Genomic DNA, 22,663 nt, shown 5'->3' with positions numbered 1-22,663 from the left:
ATTTTATCGCGCCAGGCATCCAGCGATATCCTCCGATAAAATATTCATAGATATACATAAAGTAAGAAAAATAGTACTATCTATGAATGCCGCGTCAGAACACATCGCCTGCCGACTATCCCCAAGCGGTGCTCCAGCAGATTGAACAGCTGGCGCACAATATCGCCATCGCGCGAAAGCGCCGCGGGGAATCGCAGGCGCAATGGGCGAAGAAACTCGGCATCTCCCAGCCCACCATGGCTCGCATCGAGCGCGGGGACCCCTCTGTTGCCATGGCCTCGTACGTGATGTGCATGTGGCTGATCAACCGGGCCCAGGGCCTGGCCGATCTGGTAGCCCCCCTGAACGACCACGCGGCGCTGGAGAAGGAAGTGGCCAAGGTTCGCGCCAAACGCAGGCCTGCAAACTCGCCATACTCCGCGCCCGGGGCACGCAAGCCCCCCGCAGCCAACCCGGTCACGGGCCAACACCCACCCCGAGTGGCCGAACCCGCCAAAGCCTGGTCCACGGCCCAGGGCCTGGCCGCCCTGATGGCCGGATCCACCAGCAAGAAGCACGATGGCTGAACCCAGCATCAATGCCCGCAGCTACCTGCCGCAGGACCAGTTGTATGTATGGGCCTTGGTGAACCCTGCAGCACCTGTGCTGGTAGGTACGCTGGGCCTGTCACAACTGGTGCCTGATTGCGCCACCTTCGTCTACGCACCGCCGTGGTGGAACTTTCCGCTCAGCGAAGACCTGCCCATCGTAGCCAACCAGCTTTTCAGCGCCGGAGAGCCAGCCAGCGCCCCCGGGGCGATAGATGACGCCCGCCCCGACCGCTGGGGCGAGCGCATCATCCGGCATATCGACCGGCCTGCCCGCCTGTCGATTCTGGAAATGCTGCTGTTTGCTGGCGACGACCGTTTTGGCGCCTTGGGTGTTTCCGTCTCGGCAGACCAATACATTCCACGCGCTCTCGGCCCTTACCCCCGCCTGCAGGATGTGGCTCAGCTGGCAGCTGCAGTCGAAGATGTGCAGGCCCAGGCCCCCATCACGCCCGACATTCGGCGCCTGGTGCAGCCCGGTGTCACCCTGGGTGGTGCGCGCCCCAAGGCTTTGCTGCAGACGGAGCAAGGCACCTGCGTCATCAAGTTCAGCGAGCTGGACGACCCGGTAGACACGCCCCTGATCGAGCACGCCACCATGACACTCGCCGCCAAGGCAGGCATTCGGGCTGCAGCCACCGGTGTACTGCCGCTGCCTTCGCGCCATGGCAAGGCACGGCATGCACTCACCATTGAACGTTTTGACCGCGCAGCCCCGTACCGCGTGCACTGCCTGTCTGCCAAAACCGCGCTGCGAGCCGCCAGCCTGCCTGAAAGCTACAGCGCCCTGGCCACCATCTTGCTTCGCCTGGGCCATCCTGAGCGGCAGGTGGCCATGCGCGAAGAGCTGTTCAAACGCATGGTGTTCAATATCCTGATGGACAACACCGACGACCACGAACGCAACCACAGCATCAGCCTGAACCTGGCCGATGGCTACTATGACCTGACACCCGCCTATGACGTAGTGCCCAGCCTGCAGAACCTGGGCTACCAAGCGATGACCGTGGGCCGCATGGGCTCGGAGTCCTCCTTCGAAAACGCATTGACCGAAATCAACGATTTCGGCATCAAAAGGCAGCGCGCCATAGCACTGGTTCAGCAGGTAGCCCAAGTGGTGGATGGATGGCACGCGCATTTTGAGCAGTCCGGCGTGTGCGCAGCAGACATGGAGCTGCTGCACGCCAGCATTGACCGCAATGCACTTCACCTGCAACGCAAGGCGTGCCTCACAGCCAGTACCTCAGTCTCGGTACCTTGATGCAATCTTGATAGCACCCTGCGCAGTCTAGATACGCGCTAAATGGCAGTGTTCCTACATTGGAGGCCTCTCCACCAAGGGCTTGCATACCAAGCCTCCATGTATGAAACCTGTCGCCATCCTCCAGCATGAAACCTCGCAAGGCCCCGGCGTATTGCTCGATCATCTGCGGCAGCGCGGTATCTCCTACGAGCTGATCGCCCCCTGCGATGAGGGCAAAACTCCCATGCGTGCGCGTGACTACCGTGGCATCGTCGTGCTGGGCAGCAACCACTGCGCCAATGAGCAGCTGCGCTGGATCGAGCAAGAGCGCTGCCTGCTGCAAAACGCGCTGGCCGGTGACGTGCCCGTGCTCGGCCACTGCTTTGGCGCGCAGATGCTGGCCCGTGCCATGGGCGCGCGCGTGTGGCGCAACCCCTGCGCCAATATCGGGTGGAGCCGCGTCTGGATCACGCCGCACGCGCAGGCACGCATGGATTTGCCCGCACAGGCCACCATCTTCAACTGGCACTACGACACCTTTGAGATCCCGCAAGGCGCCACCCGCACCATGTACGGCAGCCACTGCCTGAACAAAGGCTTTGTGCATGGCCCGCACTGGGCTTTTCAAGGCCATCTGGAGGTCACAGCCCAGAGCGTGCGCGACTGGTGCAATGAAGGAGCGCCCGAGCTACGCGAAGCGGGTGGCCCAGCCGTGCAGACCAGGACGCAGATACTGGCGCAGTTGCCCACGCATATCGACCAATTGCACCAGATCGCAGAGCGTACCTACAGCGCCTGGACTGCACAGTTGCAGCGCCCTCGCCTGTTTTTCACGCCCATGTGGGGAGCGGCACGTCTGGCGCTGGCATGAGCATGGAAGGCTGCTGCGCCTGGCCCCCCCTTCGACGCCACCGCACCGGCCCTCTGGCCAACATCACACAAAGCAAAAGCCGGTGCATCGCTGCACCGGCTTTACAGATGGGTGGGCCGAAAAAGGCTTACACCTTCAGTACGGCCACACCACCCATGTACGAACGCAGGACTTCCGGCACGGTGATCGAACCGTCGGCGTTCTGGCAGTTCTCCAGCACAGCTACCAGGGTGCGGCCCACGGCCAGTCCCGATCCGTTCAAGGTGTGCACCAGCTCGTTCTTGCCTTGCGCATTCTTGAAGCGGGCCTGCATGCGACGCGCCTGGAAGGCTTCACAGTTGCTCACCGAGCTGATTTCCCGGTAGGTATTCTGTGCAGGCACCCACACTTCCAGGTCATAGGTCTTGGCGGCGCCAAAGCCCATGTCGCCGGTGCACAGGCTCATCACCCGGTAAGGCAGGCCGAGCTTCTGCAGCACATGCTCGGCGTGGGTGGTCATCTCTTCCAGAGCCTCATAGCTCTTGTCGGGATGGACGATTTGCACCATCTCCACCTTGTCGAACTGGTGCTGGCGAATCAGGCCGCGCGTGTCGCGACCGGCCGATCCTGCTTCCGAGCGGAAGCACGGGCTGTGCGCGGTCAGCTTGATGGGCAACTGGTCTTCGGCCAGCACTTCGTCGCGCACCAGGTTGGTGAGCGGCACTTCGGAGGTCGGGATCAGGTACAGCGCCGAGGTATCTGGCACCGGCTCTGCATCCTGGCCGCCCTTCTTGGCAGCAAACAGGTCTTGCTCGAACTTAGGCAACTGGCCAGTACCCTTGAGCGAATCGCTGTTGACGATATAGGGCACATAGCACTCGGTATAGCCATGGTCGCCGGTCTGCGTATCGAGCATGAACTGCGCCAGCGCACGGTGCAGGCGAGCGATCTGGCCCTTCATCACCGTAAAGCGCGAACCGGCCAGCTTGACGCCCGATTCAAAATCCAGCCCCAGCGGCGTGCCCAGGTCCACATGGTCCTTGATCTCGAAATCAAAGGCCTTGGGCGTACCCCAGCGGCGCACTTCCACATTGCCCTCCTCATCGGCGCCTACAGGCACCGATTCGTGCGGCAGATTAGGCACCGCCACCAGCATGGCCTGCAACTCGGCCTGAATCTGGTCAAGGCGCGCAGCCGATTGCTCCAGCTCGGTCTTCATGGCGGCCACTTCGGCCTTGGCGGCTTCGGCAGCATCCTTCTCGCCCTTGCCCATCAGCATGCCGATCTGCTTGGACAGCTGGTTGCGCTTGCTTTGCAGCTCTTCGGTACGGGTCTGGATGGTCTTGCGCTCCGCCTCCAGCGTCTTGAAAGCGTCAACGTTCAAAAATGCCTGGGGGTTCTTGCGGGTCTGCAGGCGTGCGACGACCGCGTCCAGGTCTTTGCGAAGTAGCTGAATATCGAGCATGGTGTCCTCTTGGAATTCTTGGCAATTCGCGGTGGAGGGCCGGTGGGCAGCCTTTGACCGGGAATTCTTTTAGTTTTTTGGCCGCTATCGCCCTGTCAAAGAGCGCTGGCAGCTACGAATTTGATAGTATTTAGTGCCCCGTCTCCGGGGATCGGGCGGAGATTTCGAGCCCACCCACATCGATTTTCAAGCCCTTGGGAAGCGGAAACTTGACGGTCTCCTGGATACCATCCATCTTGCGCACGCTGACGGCGCCCAGTTCCTTGATCCGGTCGATCACCTGCCCCACCAGCACTTCGGGCGCCGAAGCACCGGCAGTGAGGCCCACGCGGGCAACGCCGTCAAACCATTCCGGCTTCAACTCATCGGCGTTATCCACCATGTAGCCGGGTGTTCCGAGCTTGACGGCCAGCTCCCGCAGGCGGTTGCTGTTGGAACTGGTGGGACTGCCCACCACGATCACCAGATCGACCTGCTGGCTCATCACCTTGATGGCATCCTGCCGGTTCTGCGTTGCATAGCAGATGTCCTGCTGCTTGGGCTCGCGGATCTGCGGGAAGCGCGCCTTGACGGCAGCAGTGATCTCGGCAGCGTCGTCCACGCTCAGTGTCGTCTGCGTCACCACGGCCAGCTTTTCGGTCTGCCCGGGGTTGACCCTGGCCACATCCGCCACGTCTTCCACCAGATGAATGCCTTCGGACAGCTGCCCCATCGTGCCTTCGACCTCGGGATGCCCCTTGTGGCCGATCATGATGAACTCATAGCCCTCCTTGGCAAGCTTGGCAACTTCGACATGCACCTTGGTCACCAGCGGGCAGGTCGCGTCAAAGATGCTGAAACCGCGACGCTCGGCTTCCTGCTGCACCGCCTTGCTGACGCCGTGGGCAGAGAAGATCAGGGTGGCGCCCGGTGGCACATCGTCCAGCTCTTCGATGAAGATGGCGCCCTTGGCCTTCAGATCGTTCACCACGTAGGTGTTGTGCACGATCTCATGGCGCACATAGATGGGCGCACCAAATTTTTCGATTGCACGCTCAACGATTTCGATGGCCCGGTCCACCCCCGCGCAGAAGCCGCGCGGCTCGGCCAGAACGATTTCTTGCGGTCGCAGCATGCTCAAAGCACCCCGATCAGCTTGACCTCAAACGTCACCGGCTGGCTCGCCAACGGGTGGTTGAAGTCAAATTGCACGGCGCCATCATCGCGTACCTGCAGAGCCACGCCAGCGTATGTGCCGCTGCCATCGGGCGTAGGAAACTGCACCACATCGCCCTGGGTGTACTGCTCCATCGGATCGCCCAGTTCATTGAGCAGCTTGCGAGCCACCCACTGCACCATGTCGGCATTACGCTCTCCGAAGGCAATACCGGCAGGCACATGGAACGTGGTGTGCGCCCCTTCGGGCAGACCCAGCAACAGGTTTTCAACCTCGGGCGAGAGCTCGCCCATACCCAGCGACAAAGTGGCAGGCTTGCCCTCGAAAGTATTGATCACATCGCCCGCCGGGCCAGCCAGGCGGTAGTGCAAGGTCAGAAACGATCCGGGTTGTACCACTGGCGCATCGGCAGGCAGCGGCGTCACGGGGGCCATCGGAGTAGTCATGCAAATCCCTATAAACTGGTTCGTATTGTAGGTTGTAGGGTGAAACCCTGCACCAAAACCAACTCCGCCTGCCCATGAAAGACCTGCCCCCCGACAGCCTGCCACGCGAAAAGCTGCTGGCACGCGGCCCCAATGCCTTGACGGATGCCGAGTTGCTGGCCATCGTGCTGCGCACCGGCATGGCGGGCAAAGGCGTTCTTCAATGGGCCGATGAACTGCTGGCCCCCTGTACTCCCCAGTCCAGGAACAGTTTTGGCGGATTGTCAGGGTTGCTGCAAGCCAGCGACGCCGATTTGCGCGAAGTCAAAGGACTGGGCCCTGCCAAGCGGGCCGAGCTGATGGCAGTGCTGGAGCTGGCACGCCGCGCCATGGCCCAACAGCTGCAGCAACGCACCGTGCTGGACGGCGCAGCCACCGTCAAAGCGTTTCTGCAGTTGCATCTGGCCCACAAGCAGCACGAAGTGTTTGCCGTGCTGTTTCTGGATTGCCACCACCAGCTGATTGCGCTGGAAGAACTCTTTCGGGGCACGCTGAGCCAGACCAGCGTCTATCCACGCGAAGTGGTGCTGCGCGCACTGCACCACCACTGTTCAGCCGTGATTTTGGCGCACAATCACCCCAGCGGCCAGGTGGCATCCAGCCAGGCCGACCGGCAGCTGACGCACACCCTGAAGGCCGCGTTGGCGCTGGTGGATGTGAATGTACTGGACCATATCATCGTTGCGCCCGGCGCCGCGCTGTCCATGGCCGAGGAAGGTGAGATGTGAGCAAACAGGAGAAAGCAGCAGCGGCTGCATCTCTCAGGGATTTGAAACAACTGCGCAAGGCCCTGGCCGCATTGGCAGGCGAACAGGCGGCGGAGCGCAAGGCCGAGGAGCAGGCGCGTCAACTGTCACTTCGCCAGGCTGAGCGCGACCGGGAGCTCTTTCGCAGGGCAGTGGGCGCCGTACGCCCCCTGCCACGCCATAACCACGTCATTCAGGACAATGCCCCGCCTGACCCACTACCGCTGCAGCACTGGGCGGATGAGGAGCGTGTGCTGATCGAGGCCATGAGCGACGAATTCGATGCCAGCACGCTGCTCGATACCGACGAACAGCTGAGCTTTCGCCGCAAAGGCATTGGCCGCGATGTGGTGCACAAGCTGCGCGCAGGACATTGGAGCATCCAGCGCCAGATTGACCTGCATGGTCTGCGAACCGACGAAGCGCGCGAGGCGCTGGGCAGTTTCATCCGTCTGTCGCACCGCCAGGGCTTGCGCTGTGTGCGCGTTGTACACGGCAAGGGCCTGGGATCGCCAGGACGCATGCCGGTGCTCAAGGGTCGCGTCCACAGCTGGCTGGTGCAGAAAAATGAAGTGCTGGCCTTTGTGCAGGCCCGTCCTGCAGAAGGAGGTGCGGGCGCCCTGGTGGTACTGCTGCGGCCCACGCAAACCGGTACGGGTGCAGCAGCAGCGGCCGATGCCTTGTTGCAGATGCAGAAGCTGGCGGACGCGTCGCAACAGCTGCCAGCACCCGATCCGGTGGCAGAACAGGTTGCACTCTGGGCCGCTCAATTTCGCAGCCCGAAGAAACTCTAAACCCGGCGGCTCAGGCCTCGGGCCGGGCTTGCGGCAAGGCGGCTGCAAACGGATTCACCCAGCGCTGCTCACCCTCCTGCAATGGCAATGCATCCTGCTCCTGCCCGTAGATGCGGGCGATGCGCTCTTCCAGGCTGGGGTGCGATGCCAGCCAGTTCACGCCACCCAAGTGCCAGGCATCATGCAGCGCATCGCTGTCCTCCACATCCACCAGCAACATGTGCGCAACCAGTGGCGACCGCAGGCCGGAGCCGCCGCGCAAGCCTGGCGAGCTTTGCATGGCGGCCGCTTCGTGCGCATGGTCCTGCAACCACAGCGCCTTGCGCAGCGCGCGGCCCAGGCCATCCGGGTTGCGCGTCCACTGCACCGCATGGGCATCGGCCAGATACTCGCGCTGTCGCGACACGGCCGCTTTCAGCGCCTGACCGGCCAACCAGCCCAGCCAACCCACGGCCATCAGCGGCCAGCCAAAAACAGGCATACCGCGTTCGGACCATTCCTCGCCATAGTTGAACAGCATCTCCAGGCCAAACACATAACCGGCCAGTTCCATGTTGAGCCGCGTGTCCCCTTCGCGCAGGTGCGACAGCTCATGCGCCACCACGCCTTTCAACTCGTCCCGGCTCAGATACTCCAGAGCCCCCATGGACACCACAATGACCGCATCCCTGGCCTCCCAGCTGGCGGCGAAGGCATTGAGGGACATGTCACGCGGAAGCACCATGGCCTGCGGTAACTGGGCACCGGCGGCAATACACAGTTCCTGCACGATATTGGCGTATTGCTGCTCCGCATGCGACAGTGCAGGCCGCACTTCACGCGCGCCCAACTGCCTTGCCAGATGCAGGCCACCCTGCTTGAGGTTATCGCGCTTGATCCAGGCGCCACCCAGAACCATCAGGGTGACCAATCCCACATTGGTTGCCAGAAAGCCGGTGGGGTATGTGACTGCAGCCTGCCCCAGCGTCAGCGGCGTGGTTGCCACCATGAGGAGCGCCGGAATCCAGAACACCAGCGCCAGAGCCAGGTGCACCGATACCACGATACCCAGCACCAATAGCAAAAAGGCCCCGAGGAGGCCTTTGGTGCTGCGCCGTGCATCGGCCTGGAAATCCCAGAACTTCATCACGGTAAAAATTGAAAGCTTTTCTGGCCATGGCGCACAGCTGATGCGCGCCGACAGCTATCAAAATTGAACACGTATGGCTTCACGTTCTTGTGCATTCTGCGTGGACTGCAGCATGGGCAGCGCGGGAAAGCCCAGGAGAGCCGCAACCACAATTGCCGGAAACGCCTTGGACGCGTTGTTGAACTCCAGCACCTGGTCGTTGTAAGCCTGGCGCGCGTAGCCGATGCGGTTTTCCGTACTGTTGAGTTCTTCGCTGAGAGAACGCATGGTGGCATCGGCCTTCAGTTCCGGATAGCTCTCGCTCACCACCATCAGGCGGCTCAATGCCCCGCCCAATACGCCCTCGGCGGCCACCATGGCCTGTGCCACCTCGGGTTTGCCGGGCGCCGTGCGCAACGCGGTGGCTGCGGCCTGGGCCTGGCCACGCGCGCGGATCACCGCCTCCAGCGTCTGCGATTCGTGTTCAAGATACTTCTTGGCAACCGATACCAGATTGGGAATCAGGTCGTACCGGCGTTTGAGCTGCACATCGATCTGCGCCAGTGCATTGACAGTGCGGTTGCGCAACTCCATCAATCGGTTGTACACCACGATGCCCCACACGATCAGCACTGCAAATACGGCTGCCACCACCATCCAGGTTGTGTTCATGTTCCCTCACCCATCCTCTCTCTATTTTTGGTGGGGCCATTATGGAGCCTTGCTTGAGCGAAGCAAGAACATTCGCACTTGATGTACATCAGGTTTTACCTGCATTTTGTTGCATTTATGCCTTCATCGCCCCCCAAGAACCTATTCAAAAGGCAAACGCTTTGGAACATGCAAACGAGGCGTCAAACACCCCGGTTGCGCATCCAGTCTGCTGTCTGAAAGAAGCTCTGCTGCAGGCGCGTTCGCAGTTTTTGGTCAACACCCACGTCGCCCATGGCCTGGTCCATGCATGCCAGCCACTGGTCACGCTCGGCAATGCCAATGGAAAACGGCATGTGCCGCATCCGCAGGCGCGGATGGCCAAAGCGGCTGATGTAGTGGTCGGGCCCACCCAGCCAGCCGCATAAAAACCAGAACAGCTTGACACGCGCATCGTCGAGACTGCTGCCATGGGCAGCCCGCAGTTCCCGATAGCCTGGCTCCAGATCCATCAGGTCGTAAAAGCGATCCACCAGGGCGCGTACCCGGGACTCACCGCCAATCCATTCAAACGGCGTATCAAAAGGGGGCTTTTCTTCAATTTGCATACCACGGTCAATTCAATGTCAGTTTGAGGCGAAATATACCGCCAGCGCTTGATGGATGCACGCTGGCCGCTATCAATCCGATACTGCGCAATGTCTATTCGGAGGCTTCGCGCAAGGTGACCACCACCGGTCGGCGCAGCACCTCACGCAGCCCCCACCAGCCAGCCATCAGGGCCAGTACTGCACCACAGGCTCCTCCTGCCAGAGGCACCCACCAGCGGGGCGTCCAGGCAAAGTCGAACACGTAGCGGGCCAGCGCCCAGCCGATGGCCACGGCCACCACACTGGCCAGGACGCCCGCCAGCAGGCCCACGCCAGCCAGCTCGGCACGCTGCACCTGGCGCAACAATTGCGCGCGAGCCCCCACCGCACGCATGATGGCGAACTCCCGCGCTCGCTCTTCCCGCGTTGCGGTGATTGCCGCAAACAGCACCACCAGACCCGCAGCCAGCGTGAATCCAAAGAGGAACTCCACCGCCCGGATGACCTGGTCCAGCACCCGCTGCAACTGCGCCACCGTGGCACGCAGATCGACGTTGGTGATGTTGGGAAACTCGCGCACCAGCGCATTGTCAAAGCCCGCCACATCGGGAGCCCGGTAGGCGGCCAGATAGGTCACGGCCACATCATCGAGGTGACCCACCGGATACATGACGAAGAAATTGGCCCGCATCGACCCCCAGTCCACCTTGCGCAAGCTGGTGATGGTGCTTTCGCGCTGCACGCCGCCCATGTCAAACAGCAGGCGGTCGCCCAACTGGAGGCCCAGGGTCTTGGCAATGCCTTCTTCCACGCTGATGCCCTGGGCGTCGCCCGCCACCCAGCGGCCCTGTACCACCTGGTTGTGTTCTTGCAGCTCGGTGCTGTTCGAGATATTGAACTCCCGGTCCACCAGGCGCTTGGCGCGGTCCTCGGTATAGTCCTGCGGTCCCACGGCCTTGCCGTTGATCTGGATGAGCCGGCCACGAATCATCGGGTACCAATCCACCTTGCTGATGCCAGCCCGCTCCAGCGCGGCCCGAAAGGCGTCGGACTGGTCCGGCATGATGTTGATGACAAAACGGTTCATCGCATCGGGCGGCGTGGTCTGGCGCCAGGTCTGGATCAGGTCGGTGCGCAGCAGCACCAGCAGCACCAGTGCCATCAGGCCCACGGCCAGGCTGCTGATCTGCACCACCGCAAATGCGGGCCGTGCTGCCACCTGGCGTGTCGCCAGCACCAGCCACTGTGGCGCAGTTGCCTCATGCACACCGCGGCGCAACACGGCAATTGCTGCAGCGCTCAGCAGCGCAAACACCAGCACGGCGGCGGCAAAGCCGCCAACTGCAATGCCGCCCAGCGCCCAATCGCCGCTCACCAGCATCAACAGTGCAGCAAAACCAGCCATCCCCACCAGCAGCACCGAGGCCGACGCCGGCCGCATGGCACCCAGCTCTCGCCGCAGCACCCGCAGCGGCGGAACCCTGGCCAATTGCAATACCGGCGGCAAGCCGAAGGCCAGCAGCAAGGTCATGCCCATGCCCAGGCCGATGCCGATCGGCCAGGCGCTGGCTGCGGGCAACTCCACCGCCAACAGCCCCGCCATCAAGCCGATGAACAGATAGTGCATGGCAAAGCCCAGTGCGACACCGATCAGGCTGGCTGCCAGCCCGACCGCCAGGAACTCCACCAGGTAGGCTCCGGCAATGTCCCGCTGCGAAAGGCCCAGCACCCGCATCAATGCAGCACTGCCCAGGTGCGCATTGGCAAAGGTGCGTGCTGCCAATGCCACCGCCACGGCGGACAGCAAGGCGGCGAGCAGGGCCACCAGGTTCAGGAATTTCTGCGCGCGGTTGAGCGTCTGCTCCATCTCCGGGCGGCCGCTTTGCAGTGATTCCACGCGCACGCCATGGCTGTCCGGCGCCGCCACCTGCTGCTCCGCCCACTGCAGGAACTGCGCCGACGCCTCCGGTGCTCCAGCCACGGCATAGCGATACACCAGACGGCTGGCCGGCTGCACCAGGCCCGTGGCCTGCAGGTCACTCCAGCGCATCATCACGCGCGGCGCGAATCCCAGAAACCCGGCGCCCCGGTCTGGCTCAATGGTGATGATGCGGCCAATCCTGAATGCCTGGTCCCCCAGCCACAGCGATGCACCCATGCGCAGGCCCAATGCCTCCAGCAGGCTGGCATCCACCCAGACCTCGCCTTGCGCGGGAATCCCCTCTGCAGTTGCGTCGGCCCCATCGACCGCCTGCGCAACGCGCACCCGGCCTCGCAATGGATAACCATCCTGCACGGCCTTGAGCCCTACCAGGCGGGTCTCTCCGCCATCCGCGTCAGCAGCCCGCCCCATGGTGGGAAAGCTCACCGTCGCCACTCCCTGAAGGCCTAGCTGCTCCACCTTCTGGGAGAACGCCGCAGGCGTCGGGTTGTCGCTGACGATGACCACATCGCCCCCCAGCAGCTGGCTGGCGTCGCGCTGCAACCCCGCCTGCAATCGGTCCGAAAAAAAACTGACCGAAGTCAATGCTGCCACCGCCAATGCAACGGCAACCAGCAGCAAACGCAGCTCACCCGCGCGCCAGTCACGCACCAAGTTTCGCCATCCGATTCCGAAAATCTTGTGTCCCATGGCTGAAACATAACTGATGCGCGCTAATCCCCAGCAGCCGGTGGATATCCACAATGAACGATCACTCCGCACCTGCTTGCCCACGGGTAAAAGCGCTCCCCTTGGGAAACTGCAATCCCATGCATGAGTGATGAATGCAGTGCCTTGGAGCCGGGACGCGAGCCAGTTACGATATGCGGCACGCTTGCCGTCTCGATTTTCATGCCACGAATACACTGCTTTCGCAATGGACACAGCCTGTCTCTCAAGCATACAAGCGCAAGGATCTGGCCCGCTCCATGCTGGAAAAACTGCAAAACGCACACAGTGCGAGCCGGCTTACCTTGCCCCTATCGACCGAAGCGAAGGGATACGGCATGCCCCCGGCCCATCAATCACGCAAGGAACACGTATGAGAACCGCCCGCACCGCCAGACTTGGTCAGCTTTGCGCGCCACAATGGAAGGCCCTGTGTCTGGCCGCCGCCTGTGCAGTGCCATCTGCGCACGCCGCGCCCGAAGGTGTCAGCAGCGGCAGTTGCGAAGTCGTGGTTGCGGGCATCATGCGCACCAGCGACTACCTCTACCATTACGAAGGCGGTTGCAAGGGAGGCGTTGCCGAAGGCCAGGGCACCGCCAGTTGGCAGCTTCGCCACGCGCCTGATGCGCCGCCCACCACCTGGAGGGGCCGGTTCAACCAGGGCGTGTTTCTGGAGAACAAAAACACCGTTGGCGCCCGCCGCGTGGACAACACCCGTGTATTGCTCGACATGGGCCCCCTGCCCGCGCCCAAAGGTGCACAGCCCGGCCGCTTGTGGGTGGAAAGCCGCGTGGACGGCAAGCTGCCTGCACCGGCCTGCCTGCCTCTGGGGCTGCAGGTATCGGCCAACGGCAATCTGGCAGACGATGCGCTCGCCAAGGACTGGCTGGATCGGGCCTATGCACACTGGCAATCCTTGTGTCCGGATGGCGCTGCAGGCAGCATCAAGGGTGGCTTTCTGCGTGTCAGCCTGCAGCGGGGCAGCGACTGGTCGCCGGATTCCAATGGCAATATTCCCAGCGGCGTGGTTCAAGCCACGAAGCAATTGCGCAAGCAGCCTCCCGAATGGTCCAGCTATCGCAATGAAGCCTCGCAACAACAGGCCCGTCTGCAGCAGGACCAGCAGGAAGCCAAAGACCTGCAGGCCAATCGAGACCGTATCCAGACTTTCGCCAGGAAGACCGGCGCAAGCCAGCTGGTGTCGCTGGAAGCCTTGGAAAAGAACCCTTTCCGCTTCGACAAGCAGATCATTCTGGTGGCTGTGCGCATGGCGGCCGCTCGCACTGCCACTGAAGCCGTGGTGCAACCGGCCAGACGCACGCGTGGCGACTGGTCGCGCGTGCTGCTGCGCGGGGCCATCTCGGAATGGGATGAGCAAGGTCGTGTGGCTGCGGTACGGGTCAATGGCCGCTCCACCGACAAGGCTACGGAAGACGCCGTGGTGCTGGAACTGGTGGACAGCCAGCGCTGCAATGCGCCCAACTGCGAAGACTTTCTGCTGATGCCCGGCAGGCAATGGCTGCTTGATGAAAAATTCAGTGCGTTCACACTGACCAGCAACGTTCGTCTGGCCTTGAACAGGCCCTGACTATCCCGCCTGCTGCAACCCTTCTGCCAGCGCACTGCCCGAAAGCGCCAGGCTCACCAGCCAACGGCTGTCGGCCTGCCGCACCTTCACCCAACCCGGCCCGGCACTGGCATTCGCGCCCAGGGCCACGTCGCCCATCAGGCTCAACTCCCGCATCAGCACACTGGCACTGACCCCCAGATGCTTGGCAAGACGCGGCAGCGAGACCTCTGCCCCGGGAGCATCCTGCAACTCGGCCAAGGCCAACAGGATGTGGGCGGCCAGGGGCAAGGCGTCAGGCTGCGTCATGGGCAATCGCGGCGCGCTCCAGAACCACTGGAATCGACTTGGAAGTGGGCGTGCCCGCACGCTCTGCCACCGCCGTCAAGGGCACCAGCGGATTCGTCTCCGGGTAGTAGGCCGCCAGGTTGCCGCGCGGCGTATCGTAGGCCACCAGCCTGAACCCGTCGGCCCGGCGCTCCACGCCGTCGTCCCACACGGTGCGGATATTGACCCAGTCGCCGTCACGCATGCCCAGCTCGCGGATGTCTTCTGCATGGATGAACAGCACGCGGCGCTGGCCGAACACGCCACGGTAGCGGTCATCCATGCCATAGACCGTGGTGTTGTACTGGTCGTGCGAGCGCGTGCTCTGCAAGGTGAAAACGCGCTGCCCCGGTGAGCGCTCGCGGGCACGCTGCAGCGGGGTATTGCGGGGCAAGGCATGCGCCTGGAAGGCCGCCTTGCCCGAGGCTGTGGCCCATACCCGCTCGCTGGCCGTATTGCGCAGGCGGAAACCTCCGGGCACCGCCACGCGCTGGTTGAAGCCGGCAAAATCCGGAAAAGCCTTTTCGATCTCGTCGCGGATCAGGGAGTAATCCTGCGCCAGCGCCAGCCAGTCCACGTGGCTGCGCGCGCCCAGGGTGGCATGTGCCAGGCGGGCGATGATCGCAGGCTCGGAAAGCAGGTGTTCGGACGCTGGCGGGTTGATGCCCTTCGAGATGTGCACCATGCTCATCGAGTCTTCCACCGTCACGCCCTGCGCCTCGCCGTTTTGCAGATCGATTTCGGTGCGCCCTAGGCATGGCAGGATCAGCGCCGCTCTCCCGTGCACCACATGGCTGCGGTTGAGCTTGGTGGTGACATGCACCGTCAGATCGCAGCGCTGCAGCGCCTGCCAGGTGGCAACCGTGTCGGGCGTCGCGGCCGCAAAGTTACCACCCAGCGCAAAAAACACCTTGCCTTTGCCATCTCGCATATGGGAAATGGCTTCCACCGCATCGACGCCGTGCGCACGCGGCGGCTCGAACCCGTAGACATCGTGCAGCCGGTTCAGCAGATCGGCAGACGGCTTTTCCCAGATGCCCATGGTTCGGTCGCCCTGCACATTGCTGTGGCCCCGCACGGGACAGGGCCCCGCGCCAGGCCGGCCGATGTGGCCGCGCAACAGCAGCAGGTTGGTGATCATCTGGATGGTGGCCACCGAATGCGCGTGCTGGGTAATGCCCATGCCCCAGCAGGCAATGACGCCAGGCGCCCCAAGGTACACGTCTGCAGCAGCGCGCATCTGCGCTTCGGTCAGGCCCGCCATCGCTTCCAGCTCTGCCCAGCTTGCGCCCTGCACACTGCCGGCCAGCGCTTCCAGGCCCGTGGTGTGTTCGGCAATGAAGGCATGGTCCAGCACACCATCTCGGCCACTTGCGCGCGCAGTCGCCTCTTGCTCCAGCACATGCTTGACCATGCCGGTGACCGCCGCCAGATCGCCACCGATGCGCAGCTGAAAATAATGCGTGCTGATGGGCGTGGAGCCCAGTGTTGCCATCTCCAGCTTGTCCTGTGGATCGGCAAAACGCTCCAGCCCGCGCTCACGCAGCGGGTTGAAGCTGACGATGCGTGCACCGCGCTTGTGCGCCGCGCGCAACTCGCCCAGCATGCGCGGGTGGTTGGTGCCAGGGTTCTGGCCAAAGATGAAGATGGCGTCCGCTTTCTCAAAATCAGCCAGCTCAACCGTTCCCTTGCCAACCCCGATCTGCTCGCGCATCGCCGTGCCGCTGGGCTCATGGCACATGTTGGAGCAATCAGGAAAGTTGTTGGTGCCGTATTGGCGCACAAACAACTGGTACAGAAACGCCGCCTCGTTGCTGGCCCGGCCCGATGTGTAGAAGATCGCCTGGTTCGGATCCGGCAGCGCGTTCAGGTGCCGGGCAATAATGGCAAAGGCATCGTCCCAGGCAATCGGCCGGTATTTGTCGCTTGCCGCGTCATACACCATCGGATGCGTGAGGCGGCCCTGGTCTTCGAGCCAGTAATCGCTGTGCGCGGCCAGTTCCTGCACGGTATACCGGTCAAAAAGCTCGGGGCCTGCACGGCGGGCGGTGGCTTCTGCCGCCACGGCCTTGACGCCGTTCTCGCAGAACTCGAATGTCGATGCATGGTTGCGGTCGGGCCATGCACAACCCGGGCAGTCAAAACCGTCGGGCTGGTTGGCAGACAGCAGGGTCTTGGCTCCCTTGAGCGCAATGTTCTGGTGCAGCAGCGCATTTTTTACGCTGTTGAGAGCGCCCCACCCCCCTGCGGGGCCCGGGTAGAAGGCAATTTTCTGTTCATGCATGGCAGACATCCCGCCGAACGAGATCGGCAAATGAATGCTCGCATTTCAGCCGCAGGCTTGACCACGGTCAAATTTTTTATTGCAATGCCGACATTCAATATAAAAATGTGAGCTACCAGCGCTTTATGGATAAGCACCTGCGGCCGATTTCCTCAAGAATGTTGCAATGCGCCCGCATGGTGCTGGCACAGCGTGTGCCAGGCTGGCAGTGCCATCAGCGCCAGCGCGGCCTGCAAAGCAGGCATCGCCACCTGGGCCTGCTGGTAGATGAAAGCGACCTCGCTGTGCACCACGGGCTCTACCAGCGGTGCAGCATGCACACCAGGCATGTGGCGCACCGTGGCCAGTACGGCTCCCGGCACAATGCTGGCCAGCCCGCCTTCCAGCACCGCCTGCAGCAGCGCCTGCACAGAATTGGTCTCCAGTACCGGGTGCGGCTGCACACCCACGGTGGCAAATGCGCGCTGCACGATCTGCCGGTTATGCATGTCGGGGGTCAACAGGCACAGCGCCTGCTGGCCTGCCTGCGCCCAGGGCATGGACTCATCCCAGTGCAGGCCAACCTGATCGCCATCCAGCCTGCGCAGCAGGTAATAGTGCTCCTGGTATTGCGGCAGGCACTGGGTACGCGGGCTGCTGATGCGGTCGCTGTAGCCCAGCGCCAGATCCAGGCTCAGCGCTTCCAGCCCTCGCTCGATATCTGGCGAACTCATCGAATGCAGCACCGGCAACACGCCCGGGTGCTGGCTGCGCAGCATGGTGGCAAAGCGCACCAGCATGGGCATTGCAGTGGGTACCGCTGCCATGCGCAGGAGGCCTTGCAAGTGCCCCGCCTGCGCACTCAAGGACTGCCGCAGCAGCTCTTCTTTTTGTAGCATATCGAGCCCGGTCTGCAACACCTGCTCGCCTTGGGGCGTCAGCCCGGCAAAGACACGACCACGGCGGACGATCGCCACACCAAACTCCTGCTCCAGCGCACGCAGCGCGTTGGACAGCGCGGGCTGCGTGATGTGGCAGGCCTCGGCCGCCCGCGCAAAATGGCCATGCGCGTTGAGCGCAGCCAGATAGCGCATGGCCGCCAGAAGGTTCATCAGGTATTGCTGCTGACGGTGATGGTGGGGAACTTGCTGGAAAAGTCCTTGGCCTGTTGCGCAATCTTGACGGCAATGCTGCGTGCCACCTGGCGGTAGATGCCGGCTGCCTCACTGGTGGGCGCCGCCACCACGGTCGGCGTTCCGCTGTCAGCCTGCTCGCGGATCTGCAGCGACAGCGGCAGTGCGCCCAGGTAATCGAGCTGGAAGTCTGCCGCCATATTTTTGCCGCCATCGGCGCCAAAAATATGTTCCACATGGCCGCAATGGCTGCAGACATGCATGGCCATGTTCTCGATCACGCCGAGAATGGGCACGCCCACCTTCTCGAACATCTTGATGCCCTTCTTCGCATCGAGCAAGGCAATGTCCTGCGGCGTGGTGACGATGACGGCGCCCGTCACCGGCACACGCTGGCTCAGGGTCAGCTGGATATCGCCGGTACCGGGTGGCAGATCGATCAGCAGATAGTCCAGATCGTTCCAGTTGGTCTGGCGCAGCATCTGCTCCAGCGCCTGCACAGCCATTGGGCCGCGCCAGATCATGGCCTGGTCCTGGTCCACCAGCAGGCCGATCGACATGACCTGCACGCCGTGGTTCAGCTTGGGCTCCATGGTCTTGCCATCGGTGCTCTCGGGCTTGCCCGATACGCCCAGCATCATTGTCTGGCTGGGGCCGTAGATGTCGGCATCGAGAACGCCCACCCGCGCGCCTTCGGCTGCGAGCGCCAACGCCAGGTTGGCGGTGGTGGTGCTTTTGCCCACGCCACCCTTGCCCGATGCGACTGCGATGATGTTTTTGACCCCGGGCAGCAGCGGCACGCCACGCTGCGCAGCATGCGCCACCACCTTGCTGGAGATCGAGACGGAGACGTTCTCGACACCTTCCACGGACCGGGCAGCGGCAATCAGCCGGGTGCGCAGACCGGCAAACAGGGTTTGCGCGGGATAGCCCAATTCCACATCAAAAGCCACATCGCCGCCCTCAATCTGCACATTGCGCACAGCGCGCGTGGCCACCAAATCCTTGCCTGTTTGCGGATCCTGCACACTGGCCAAAGCGGCCAGCAGCGCCTGTTGTGTAACTGCCATCGTAATTTCTATTCCTGAAACAGCAATCAGTATAGCTAAGCAGCGACAATCACAGCCTCGCCCGCCCGTGCGGAAAACCACTGTCTGTGAATGGAAAGAGCTGCACCCGTGAAACTGAAGATGGCCGAAAACTCCGTATTTGCGATTTTGCTGCGTTCGTCGTGGTGGATCAGTGTGGTGGTGGGGGCCATCATCGTGTTGCTGTGCCTGGCGCTGCTGCCCAAGGACATCCGATTTGTAGGCGCTGCCGGCAGCCTGCCATTCTTCGTGATCGGCGCCATGGCTGCCAAACGGCAGTGGAACGCCCCCAGCAGCGCAGCTACAGAGGCCCTGCTGGCCCAGGCCGCCAGCCTGCCTGCTCGTGACCTTCAGGCCTGGCTCACGCGCGCCTGGCAGGCGGAAGGCTATACCGTCACCACGCGCCAGCAGGCCGATGCCGACATTCAGCTCGCTCGCAATGGCCAACTGACCCTGGTACAAACCAAACGCAGCAAAGCCGGTGTGCACGGCATCGAGCCCCTGCGCGCCCTGCACGATGCCGCCCAAAAGGCAGATGCCTCCTGCGCATACGTTTTGCTGCAGGGCAATTTGAGTGAAAACGCACGCTTGTTTGCGCGTGATCAAAAAATTACCGTGCTACAGAACAACGATCTTGCGGCACTTTTGCATAAAGCGTCCCGACCCTAGCCATTGCATGCACTTCAAAACGCCTCAACCAGAGGCGTTTTTTTACTCCAGGACCGCAGTTGTATCAGCCGGTGCACCTAAAAGACAGTGCTTGCCAGCACCGCTCTCGCACTTCGGCTATCGTGGCGCCATGTCGACCGCATTGCACCACAGTCCGCATGACGCCCTCACCGCGATTGTCCTGTCTGGCGGCGGCGCCCGAGCCGCTTATCAGGTGGGAGTGCTCCAGGCCTTGTCGCGCCTGCGGCAAAACGCCGGGGAGGACCATGCGCCCACCCCCTTCCCGATTGCGGTGGGCACATCTGCCGGGGCCATCAATGCCGCAGGCCTCGCCTGCGGCGCCGACCACTTCGACCGGGCCGTGCAGCGCCTCTCGCGCGTATGGCGCAATTTCTCGACCAGCCAGGTCTACCGCGCCGATGCCTTTGGTGTTGCGCGCAGCGGCGCGCGCTGGCTCAGCCTGCTGACCCTGGGGTGGGCGCTGACCCGCTGGCACCACAGCAAGCCGCGCTCGCTGCTGGACAACACGCCGCTGCTGCAATTGCTGCAGGCCGAGCTGCCGCTCGAAAAAATCCCACACCTGCTGCACAACGGTCAGTTGGCGGCCCTTGCCATCACCGCCTCCAGCTACACCACGGGAGAGCACATCACCTTCTACGAGACCGGCCCGCATGTGCCCGGCTGGTCGCGCCTGCAGCGCCGCGCCATCCAGGACCGCATCACACACCAGCACCTGATGGCATCGTCATCCATTCCATTCATCTTTCCGCCCACCGAGCTGGACGTGCGCGGCCAATACAACTACCTGGGCGACGGCGCCATGCGCCAGACTGCCCCACTGGCGCCTGCGGTACACCTTGGCGCCCAACGCATCGTGGTGGTGGGCGTAGGCCGTTCGCACGAAGTGGTGAACCTGCCACAAGGCGAGCACCCGCCCTTTCCCAGCCTGGCACAGGTGGCAGGCCACGCCCTGTCCACCATCTTTCTGGATGCCCTTTCACTGGACGTGGAGCGGGCCCAGCGCATCAACCACACCCTCAGCCTGATTCCGCCACTGGAGCAGGCACGCAGCGCATTGCGGCCCGTGGATCTGCTGGTCTTCACGCCTTCGCAGTCGCTGGACGCCATCGCGCTGGCCCACCTGCAAGAGCTTCCTACCCCGGTACGCGCGCTCTTGGGGGCCATGGGCGTCTCCGTACACAACCACAGCATCGGCAGCGCAGCACTGGCCAGCTATTTGCTGTTCGAGCCCGGCTACACACGCGCGCTGATCGCGCTGGGGCGCGCCGACACCATGGCGCGCCAGGAGGAGGTGCGCGCCTTTTTCGACTGGCCCAGCCGGCGCTGAGGAACCACTCACAACCAGGTGGCAGCCAGGCAGACCTGTTACGATAAGCCGTCTCTTGCAGGTCCTGCGGTGCCGTCTGTGAATCCTCTGCGCATAGCGTGCGCCGTTCGTGCGCGTGATTGCGCCGCCAGCTACGTTGCAGCCTTGCAAGCCCACCTATTTTTGCAAGGGGTTATCATGCAACGTCGCCACTTTCTCCAACTCTCCAGCATCGCTGCATCTGCAGGCAGCTTCGGCTCCGTCTTTGCAGCCATTCCCGCTGCGGCGGCCAACTGGCGCCAGTTCGAAGTCACCACCTTGGTCGACCTGAGTGAAAAAACCGCGCAGTCCAAGGTCTGGATTCCGGTACCCGCCGCCGAACTGCCGGGCTACCAGCGCACCCTGGATGTGTCCTTCAGCGCCCCCGGTGCTACCAAGGCCGAGCTGTTTGCCGTGCCCGGCACCGATGTCCGCATGATTGCCGTGCAGTGGGCAGACGCCAGCAGCGCCCACACGGTAGAAGTCAAGAGCCGCATCGCCGTGCTGGACCGTGCCACCGACCTGGGCGCTGCCGGTACCGCCCGCAAGCTGCCTACAGCACAACTGCGCCCCTACCTGCAGCCCACATCGCTGGCACCACTGGATGGCATCGTGAAAGAGACAGCCGACAAAATCCAGGCCGAAGCAGGCAAGCCGCAGGATGCCATTGGCAAGGCCCGCGCTATTTATGACTGGATGGTGGCCAACTGCACCCGCGACGGCTCGGTGGCCGGCTGTGGTACCGGTGATGTGCGCTACACCTTGACCAGCGGCAATCTGTCGGGCAAGTGCGCCGACCTCAACGGCCTGTTCACGGCCCTCTCGCGCGCCAGTGGCGTGCCTGCCCGTGATGTGTATGGCGTGCGCGTCGACGACTCGGTGCACGGCTTCAAGAGCCTGGGCAAGAGCGGCGACATCTCCAAGGCCCAGCACTGCCGCGCCGAGTTCTACGCCGATGGCTATGGATGGATTCCTGTTGACCCTGCCGATGTGGCCAAGGTTGCACTGGAAGAACAGCCCGGTGGCCTGCCGAAGGATGCCCCCAAGGTACGCGCCGCCCGCGCCATGCTGTTTGGCGGCTGGGAAGGCAACTGGATGGCCTACAACACGGCAGCCGATGTGCGCCTGCCCGGCGCTGGCAAGACCGTGGATTTCTTCATGTACCCGCAGGGTGAAACGGCCCAGGGGCGCCTGGACAGCCTGGACCCCGCGCATTTCGCCTACCGCATCACCTCCGCCAAACTGGCCTGAGGCCATGGCTCCCGCCCTGCTGCACCGCCGCCGCTGCCTGCAGCAACTGGGCGGCGCTGCTGCCTGGCTCTCGGCCACACTGGTGGGCCGCCAGGTGCAGGCGGCGCAGGATCTGGACCCGCGTGCAGTAGGCCAATTGACCCCCTGGCCCCCTGGCAAGGCCAGGCCGGAGCTGAAGGCGCTGGCCCTGGACGGCCAGTTGCGCAGCCTGGCCAGCTATGCAGGAGCGCCGCTCATCCTGAACTTCTGGGCCAGCTACTGCGCGCCCTGCCGCCTGGAGATGGCGCAGTTCAACCGTTTGCTGGAAAAGTACCGCCCCCAAGGGCTGCGCGTGCTGGCCGTCAACCACGGCGAAATGCCTGCGCGCGTGCTGCAGTTTCTACAAACCGTGCCTTTTCATGGCGATGTGCTGCTCGACCGCAGCCAGACGCAGTTGCCCGCCTGGGGCGGCATTGCCCTGCCGACCAGCTTCGTGCTCGATGCCCAAGGCCAGATCCGCCTCTGGCACGTGGGTGAAATCGACTGGTTGGGCGCCCGTGCCCAGGCACAGCTGGCTGCGGTTTTGCAGGGCTAGTCGCCTTTCTTAACCGCAGGAATCCCCCCCGGCACCACAAACGCCTAAAATCCCTCGGTTCTGGTGCGCCGTCGGGCGCAGGCGGCGCTTGTTCGCCGTT

The 22,663-nt window shown here is 63.1% G+C and carries 20 protein-coding genes and 1 pseudogene; 10 read left to right on the top strand and 11 right to left on the bottom strand.

The window, feature by feature from the left end; genetic code table 11:
- The first annotated feature begins 86 nt into the window (after positions 1–86).
- The 3 genes from LAD35_RS04440 to LAD35_RS04430 all read left to right on the top strand — a co-directional run bounded on the left by LAD35_RS04440 (position 87) and on the right by LAD35_RS04430 (position 2,701).
- Positions 87–566, top strand: coding sequence for a helix-turn-helix transcriptional regulator (locus tag LAD35_RS04440; protein WP_224151505.1), 480 nt, complete (start codon positions 87–89; stop codon positions 564–566).
- Positions 559–1,848, top strand: coding sequence for a type II toxin-antitoxin system HipA family toxin (locus LAD35_RS04435; RefSeq protein ID WP_224151504.1), 1,290 nt, complete (start codon positions 559–561; stop codon positions 1,846–1,848). Before LAD35_RS04440 ends, LAD35_RS04435 begins: the two co-directional genes overlap by 8 nt.
- A gap of 103 nt (positions 1,849–1,951) precedes the next feature.
- The gene (locus LAD35_RS04430; RefSeq protein WP_224151503.1) at positions 1,952–2,701 is read left to right on the top strand and encodes a type 1 glutamine amidotransferase; all 750 of its coding nucleotides are present in this window, start codon (positions 1,952–1,954) and stop codon (positions 2,699–2,701) included.
- A 127-nt stretch (positions 2,702–2,828) separates the two neighbouring features.
- On the opposite strand, the gene serS is transcribed toward LAD35_RS04430, so the two are convergent.
- The 3 genes from serS to LAD35_RS04415 form a co-directional block, all read right to left on the bottom strand.
- On the bottom strand, positions 2,829–4,145 hold the full coding sequence (serS, locus tag LAD35_RS04425; protein ID WP_224151502.1) for a serine--tRNA ligase: 1,317 nt from the start codon (positions 4,143–4,145) through the stop codon (positions 2,829–2,831).
- Positions 4,146–4,275: 130 nt separating this feature from the next.
- Complete coding sequence (gene ispH / locus LAD35_RS04420) at positions 4,276–5,259, bottom strand: 4-hydroxy-3-methylbut-2-enyl diphosphate reductase (RefSeq protein ID WP_224151501.1); 984 nt, start codon at positions 5,257–5,259, stop codon at positions 4,276–4,278.
- Between the two features lie 2 nt (positions 5,260–5,261).
- Positions 5,262–5,747, bottom strand: coding sequence for an FKBP-type peptidyl-prolyl cis-trans isomerase (locus tag LAD35_RS04415; protein ID WP_224151500.1), 486 nt, complete (start codon positions 5,745–5,747; stop codon positions 5,262–5,264).
- Between the two features lie 68 nt (positions 5,748–5,815).
- Between LAD35_RS04415 and radC the strand changes: the two genes are divergently transcribed.
- Together radC and LAD35_RS04405 are read left to right on the top strand one after the other, a co-directional pair.
- On the top strand, positions 5,816–6,514 hold the full coding sequence (gene radC / locus LAD35_RS04410) for a RadC family protein (RefSeq protein ID WP_224152579.1): 699 nt from the start codon (positions 5,816–5,818) through the stop codon (positions 6,512–6,514).
- A pseudogene (locus LAD35_RS04405) lies at positions 6,511–7,173 on the top strand (Smr/MutS family protein); the annotation flags it as partial. The gene radC and the pseudogene LAD35_RS04405, both read left to right, overlap by 4 nt.
- A 163-nt stretch (positions 7,174–7,336) precedes the next feature.
- On the opposite strand, the gene LAD35_RS04400 reads toward LAD35_RS04405, so the two are convergent.
- From LAD35_RS04400 to LAD35_RS04385, 4 genes are all read right to left on the bottom strand, one after another.
- On the bottom strand, positions 7,337–8,452 hold the full coding sequence (locus LAD35_RS04400; RefSeq protein ID WP_224151499.1) for a M48 family metalloprotease: 1,116 nt from the start codon (positions 8,450–8,452) through the stop codon (positions 7,337–7,339).
- Positions 8,453–8,512: 60 nt separating this feature from the next.
- On the bottom strand, positions 8,513–9,106 hold the full coding sequence (locus LAD35_RS04395; RefSeq protein WP_224151498.1) for a LemA family protein: 594 nt from the start codon (positions 9,104–9,106) through the stop codon (positions 8,513–8,515).
- A gap of 182 nt (positions 9,107–9,288) precedes the next feature.
- Positions 9,289–9,693 carry a group II truncated hemoglobin gene (locus LAD35_RS04390; protein ID WP_224151497.1) on the bottom strand — a complete coding sequence of 135 codons (405 nt, stop codon included), beginning with the start codon at positions 9,691–9,693 and terminating at the stop codon, positions 9,289–9,291.
- 94 nt (positions 9,694–9,787) lie between these two features.
- On the bottom strand, positions 9,788–12,307 hold the full coding sequence (locus tag LAD35_RS04385; RefSeq protein ID WP_224151496.1) for an ABC transporter permease: 2,520 nt from the start codon (positions 12,305–12,307) through the stop codon (positions 9,788–9,790).
- Positions 12,308–12,698: 391 nt separating this feature from the next.
- Between LAD35_RS04385 and LAD35_RS04380 the strand changes: the two genes are divergently transcribed.
- Positions 12,699–13,913, top strand: coding sequence for a hypothetical protein (locus tag LAD35_RS04380; RefSeq protein WP_224151495.1), 1,215 nt, complete (start codon positions 12,699–12,701; stop codon positions 13,911–13,913).
- Here the strand turns inward: LAD35_RS04380 and LAD35_RS04375 are convergent, their stop codons facing one another.
- The 4 genes from LAD35_RS04375 to apbC all read right to left on the bottom strand — a co-directional run bounded on the left by LAD35_RS04375 (position 13,914) and on the right by apbC (position 18,685).
- Positions 13,914–14,201, bottom strand: a complete 288-nt coding sequence (locus tag LAD35_RS04375; RefSeq protein ID WP_224151494.1) for a hypothetical protein — start codon at positions 14,199–14,201, stop codon at positions 13,914–13,916. It abuts the gene before it with no gap.
- Positions 14,188–16,503, bottom strand: a complete 2,316-nt coding sequence (locus tag LAD35_RS04370) for an FdhF/YdeP family oxidoreductase (protein ID WP_224151493.1) — start codon at positions 16,501–16,503, stop codon at positions 14,188–14,190. Before LAD35_RS04370 ends, LAD35_RS04375 begins: the two co-directional genes overlap by 14 nt.
- A 152-nt stretch (positions 16,504–16,655) precedes the next feature.
- Positions 16,656–17,594 (bottom strand): LysR family transcriptional regulator, encoded by a 939-nt coding sequence (locus LAD35_RS04365; RefSeq protein ID WP_224151492.1) that lies wholly within the window; start codon positions 17,592–17,594, stop codon positions 16,656–16,658.
- Positions 17,594–18,685 carry an iron-sulfur cluster carrier protein ApbC gene (apbC, locus tag LAD35_RS04360; protein WP_224151491.1) on the bottom strand — a complete coding sequence of 364 codons (1,092 nt, stop codon included), beginning with the start codon at positions 18,683–18,685 and terminating at the stop codon, positions 17,594–17,596. The genes LAD35_RS04365 and apbC overlap by 1 nt, the downstream gene beginning before the upstream one ends.
- 108 nt (positions 18,686–18,793) lie before the next feature.
- On the opposite strand from apbC, the gene LAD35_RS04355 reads away from it, so the two are divergent.
- The 4 genes from LAD35_RS04355 to LAD35_RS04340 all read left to right on the top strand — a co-directional run bounded on the left by LAD35_RS04355 (position 18,794) and on the right by LAD35_RS04340 (position 22,563).
- The gene (locus LAD35_RS04355) at positions 18,794–19,372 is read left to right on the top strand and encodes a restriction endonuclease (RefSeq protein WP_224151490.1); all 579 of its coding nucleotides are present in this window, start codon (positions 18,794–18,796) and stop codon (positions 19,370–19,372) included.
- Positions 19,373–19,502: 130 nt separating this feature from the next.
- The gene (locus LAD35_RS04350; RefSeq protein ID WP_224151489.1) at positions 19,503–20,720 is read left to right on the top strand and encodes a patatin-like phospholipase family protein; all 1,218 of its coding nucleotides are present in this window, start codon (positions 19,503–19,505) and stop codon (positions 20,718–20,720) included.
- 177 nt (positions 20,721–20,897) lie between these two features.
- Positions 20,898–21,989, top strand: coding sequence for a transglutaminase-like domain-containing protein (locus tag LAD35_RS04345; RefSeq protein ID WP_224151488.1), 1,092 nt, complete (start codon positions 20,898–20,900; stop codon positions 21,987–21,989).
- Positions 21,990–21,993: 4 nt separating this feature from the next.
- The gene (locus LAD35_RS04340) at positions 21,994–22,563 is read left to right on the top strand and encodes a TlpA disulfide reductase family protein (RefSeq protein WP_224151487.1); all 570 of its coding nucleotides are present in this window, start codon (positions 21,994–21,996) and stop codon (positions 22,561–22,563) included.
- Positions 22,564–22,663: the final 100 nt, after the last annotated feature.

The organism is Comamonas odontotermitis (genome assembly GCF_020080045.1).
In the GTDB taxonomy this organism is placed as follows: Bacteria; Pseudomonadota; Gammaproteobacteria; order Burkholderiales; family Burkholderiaceae_C; genus Comamonas; species Comamonas odontotermitis.
This window is presented reverse-complemented; position numbering and strand designations above follow the sequence as displayed.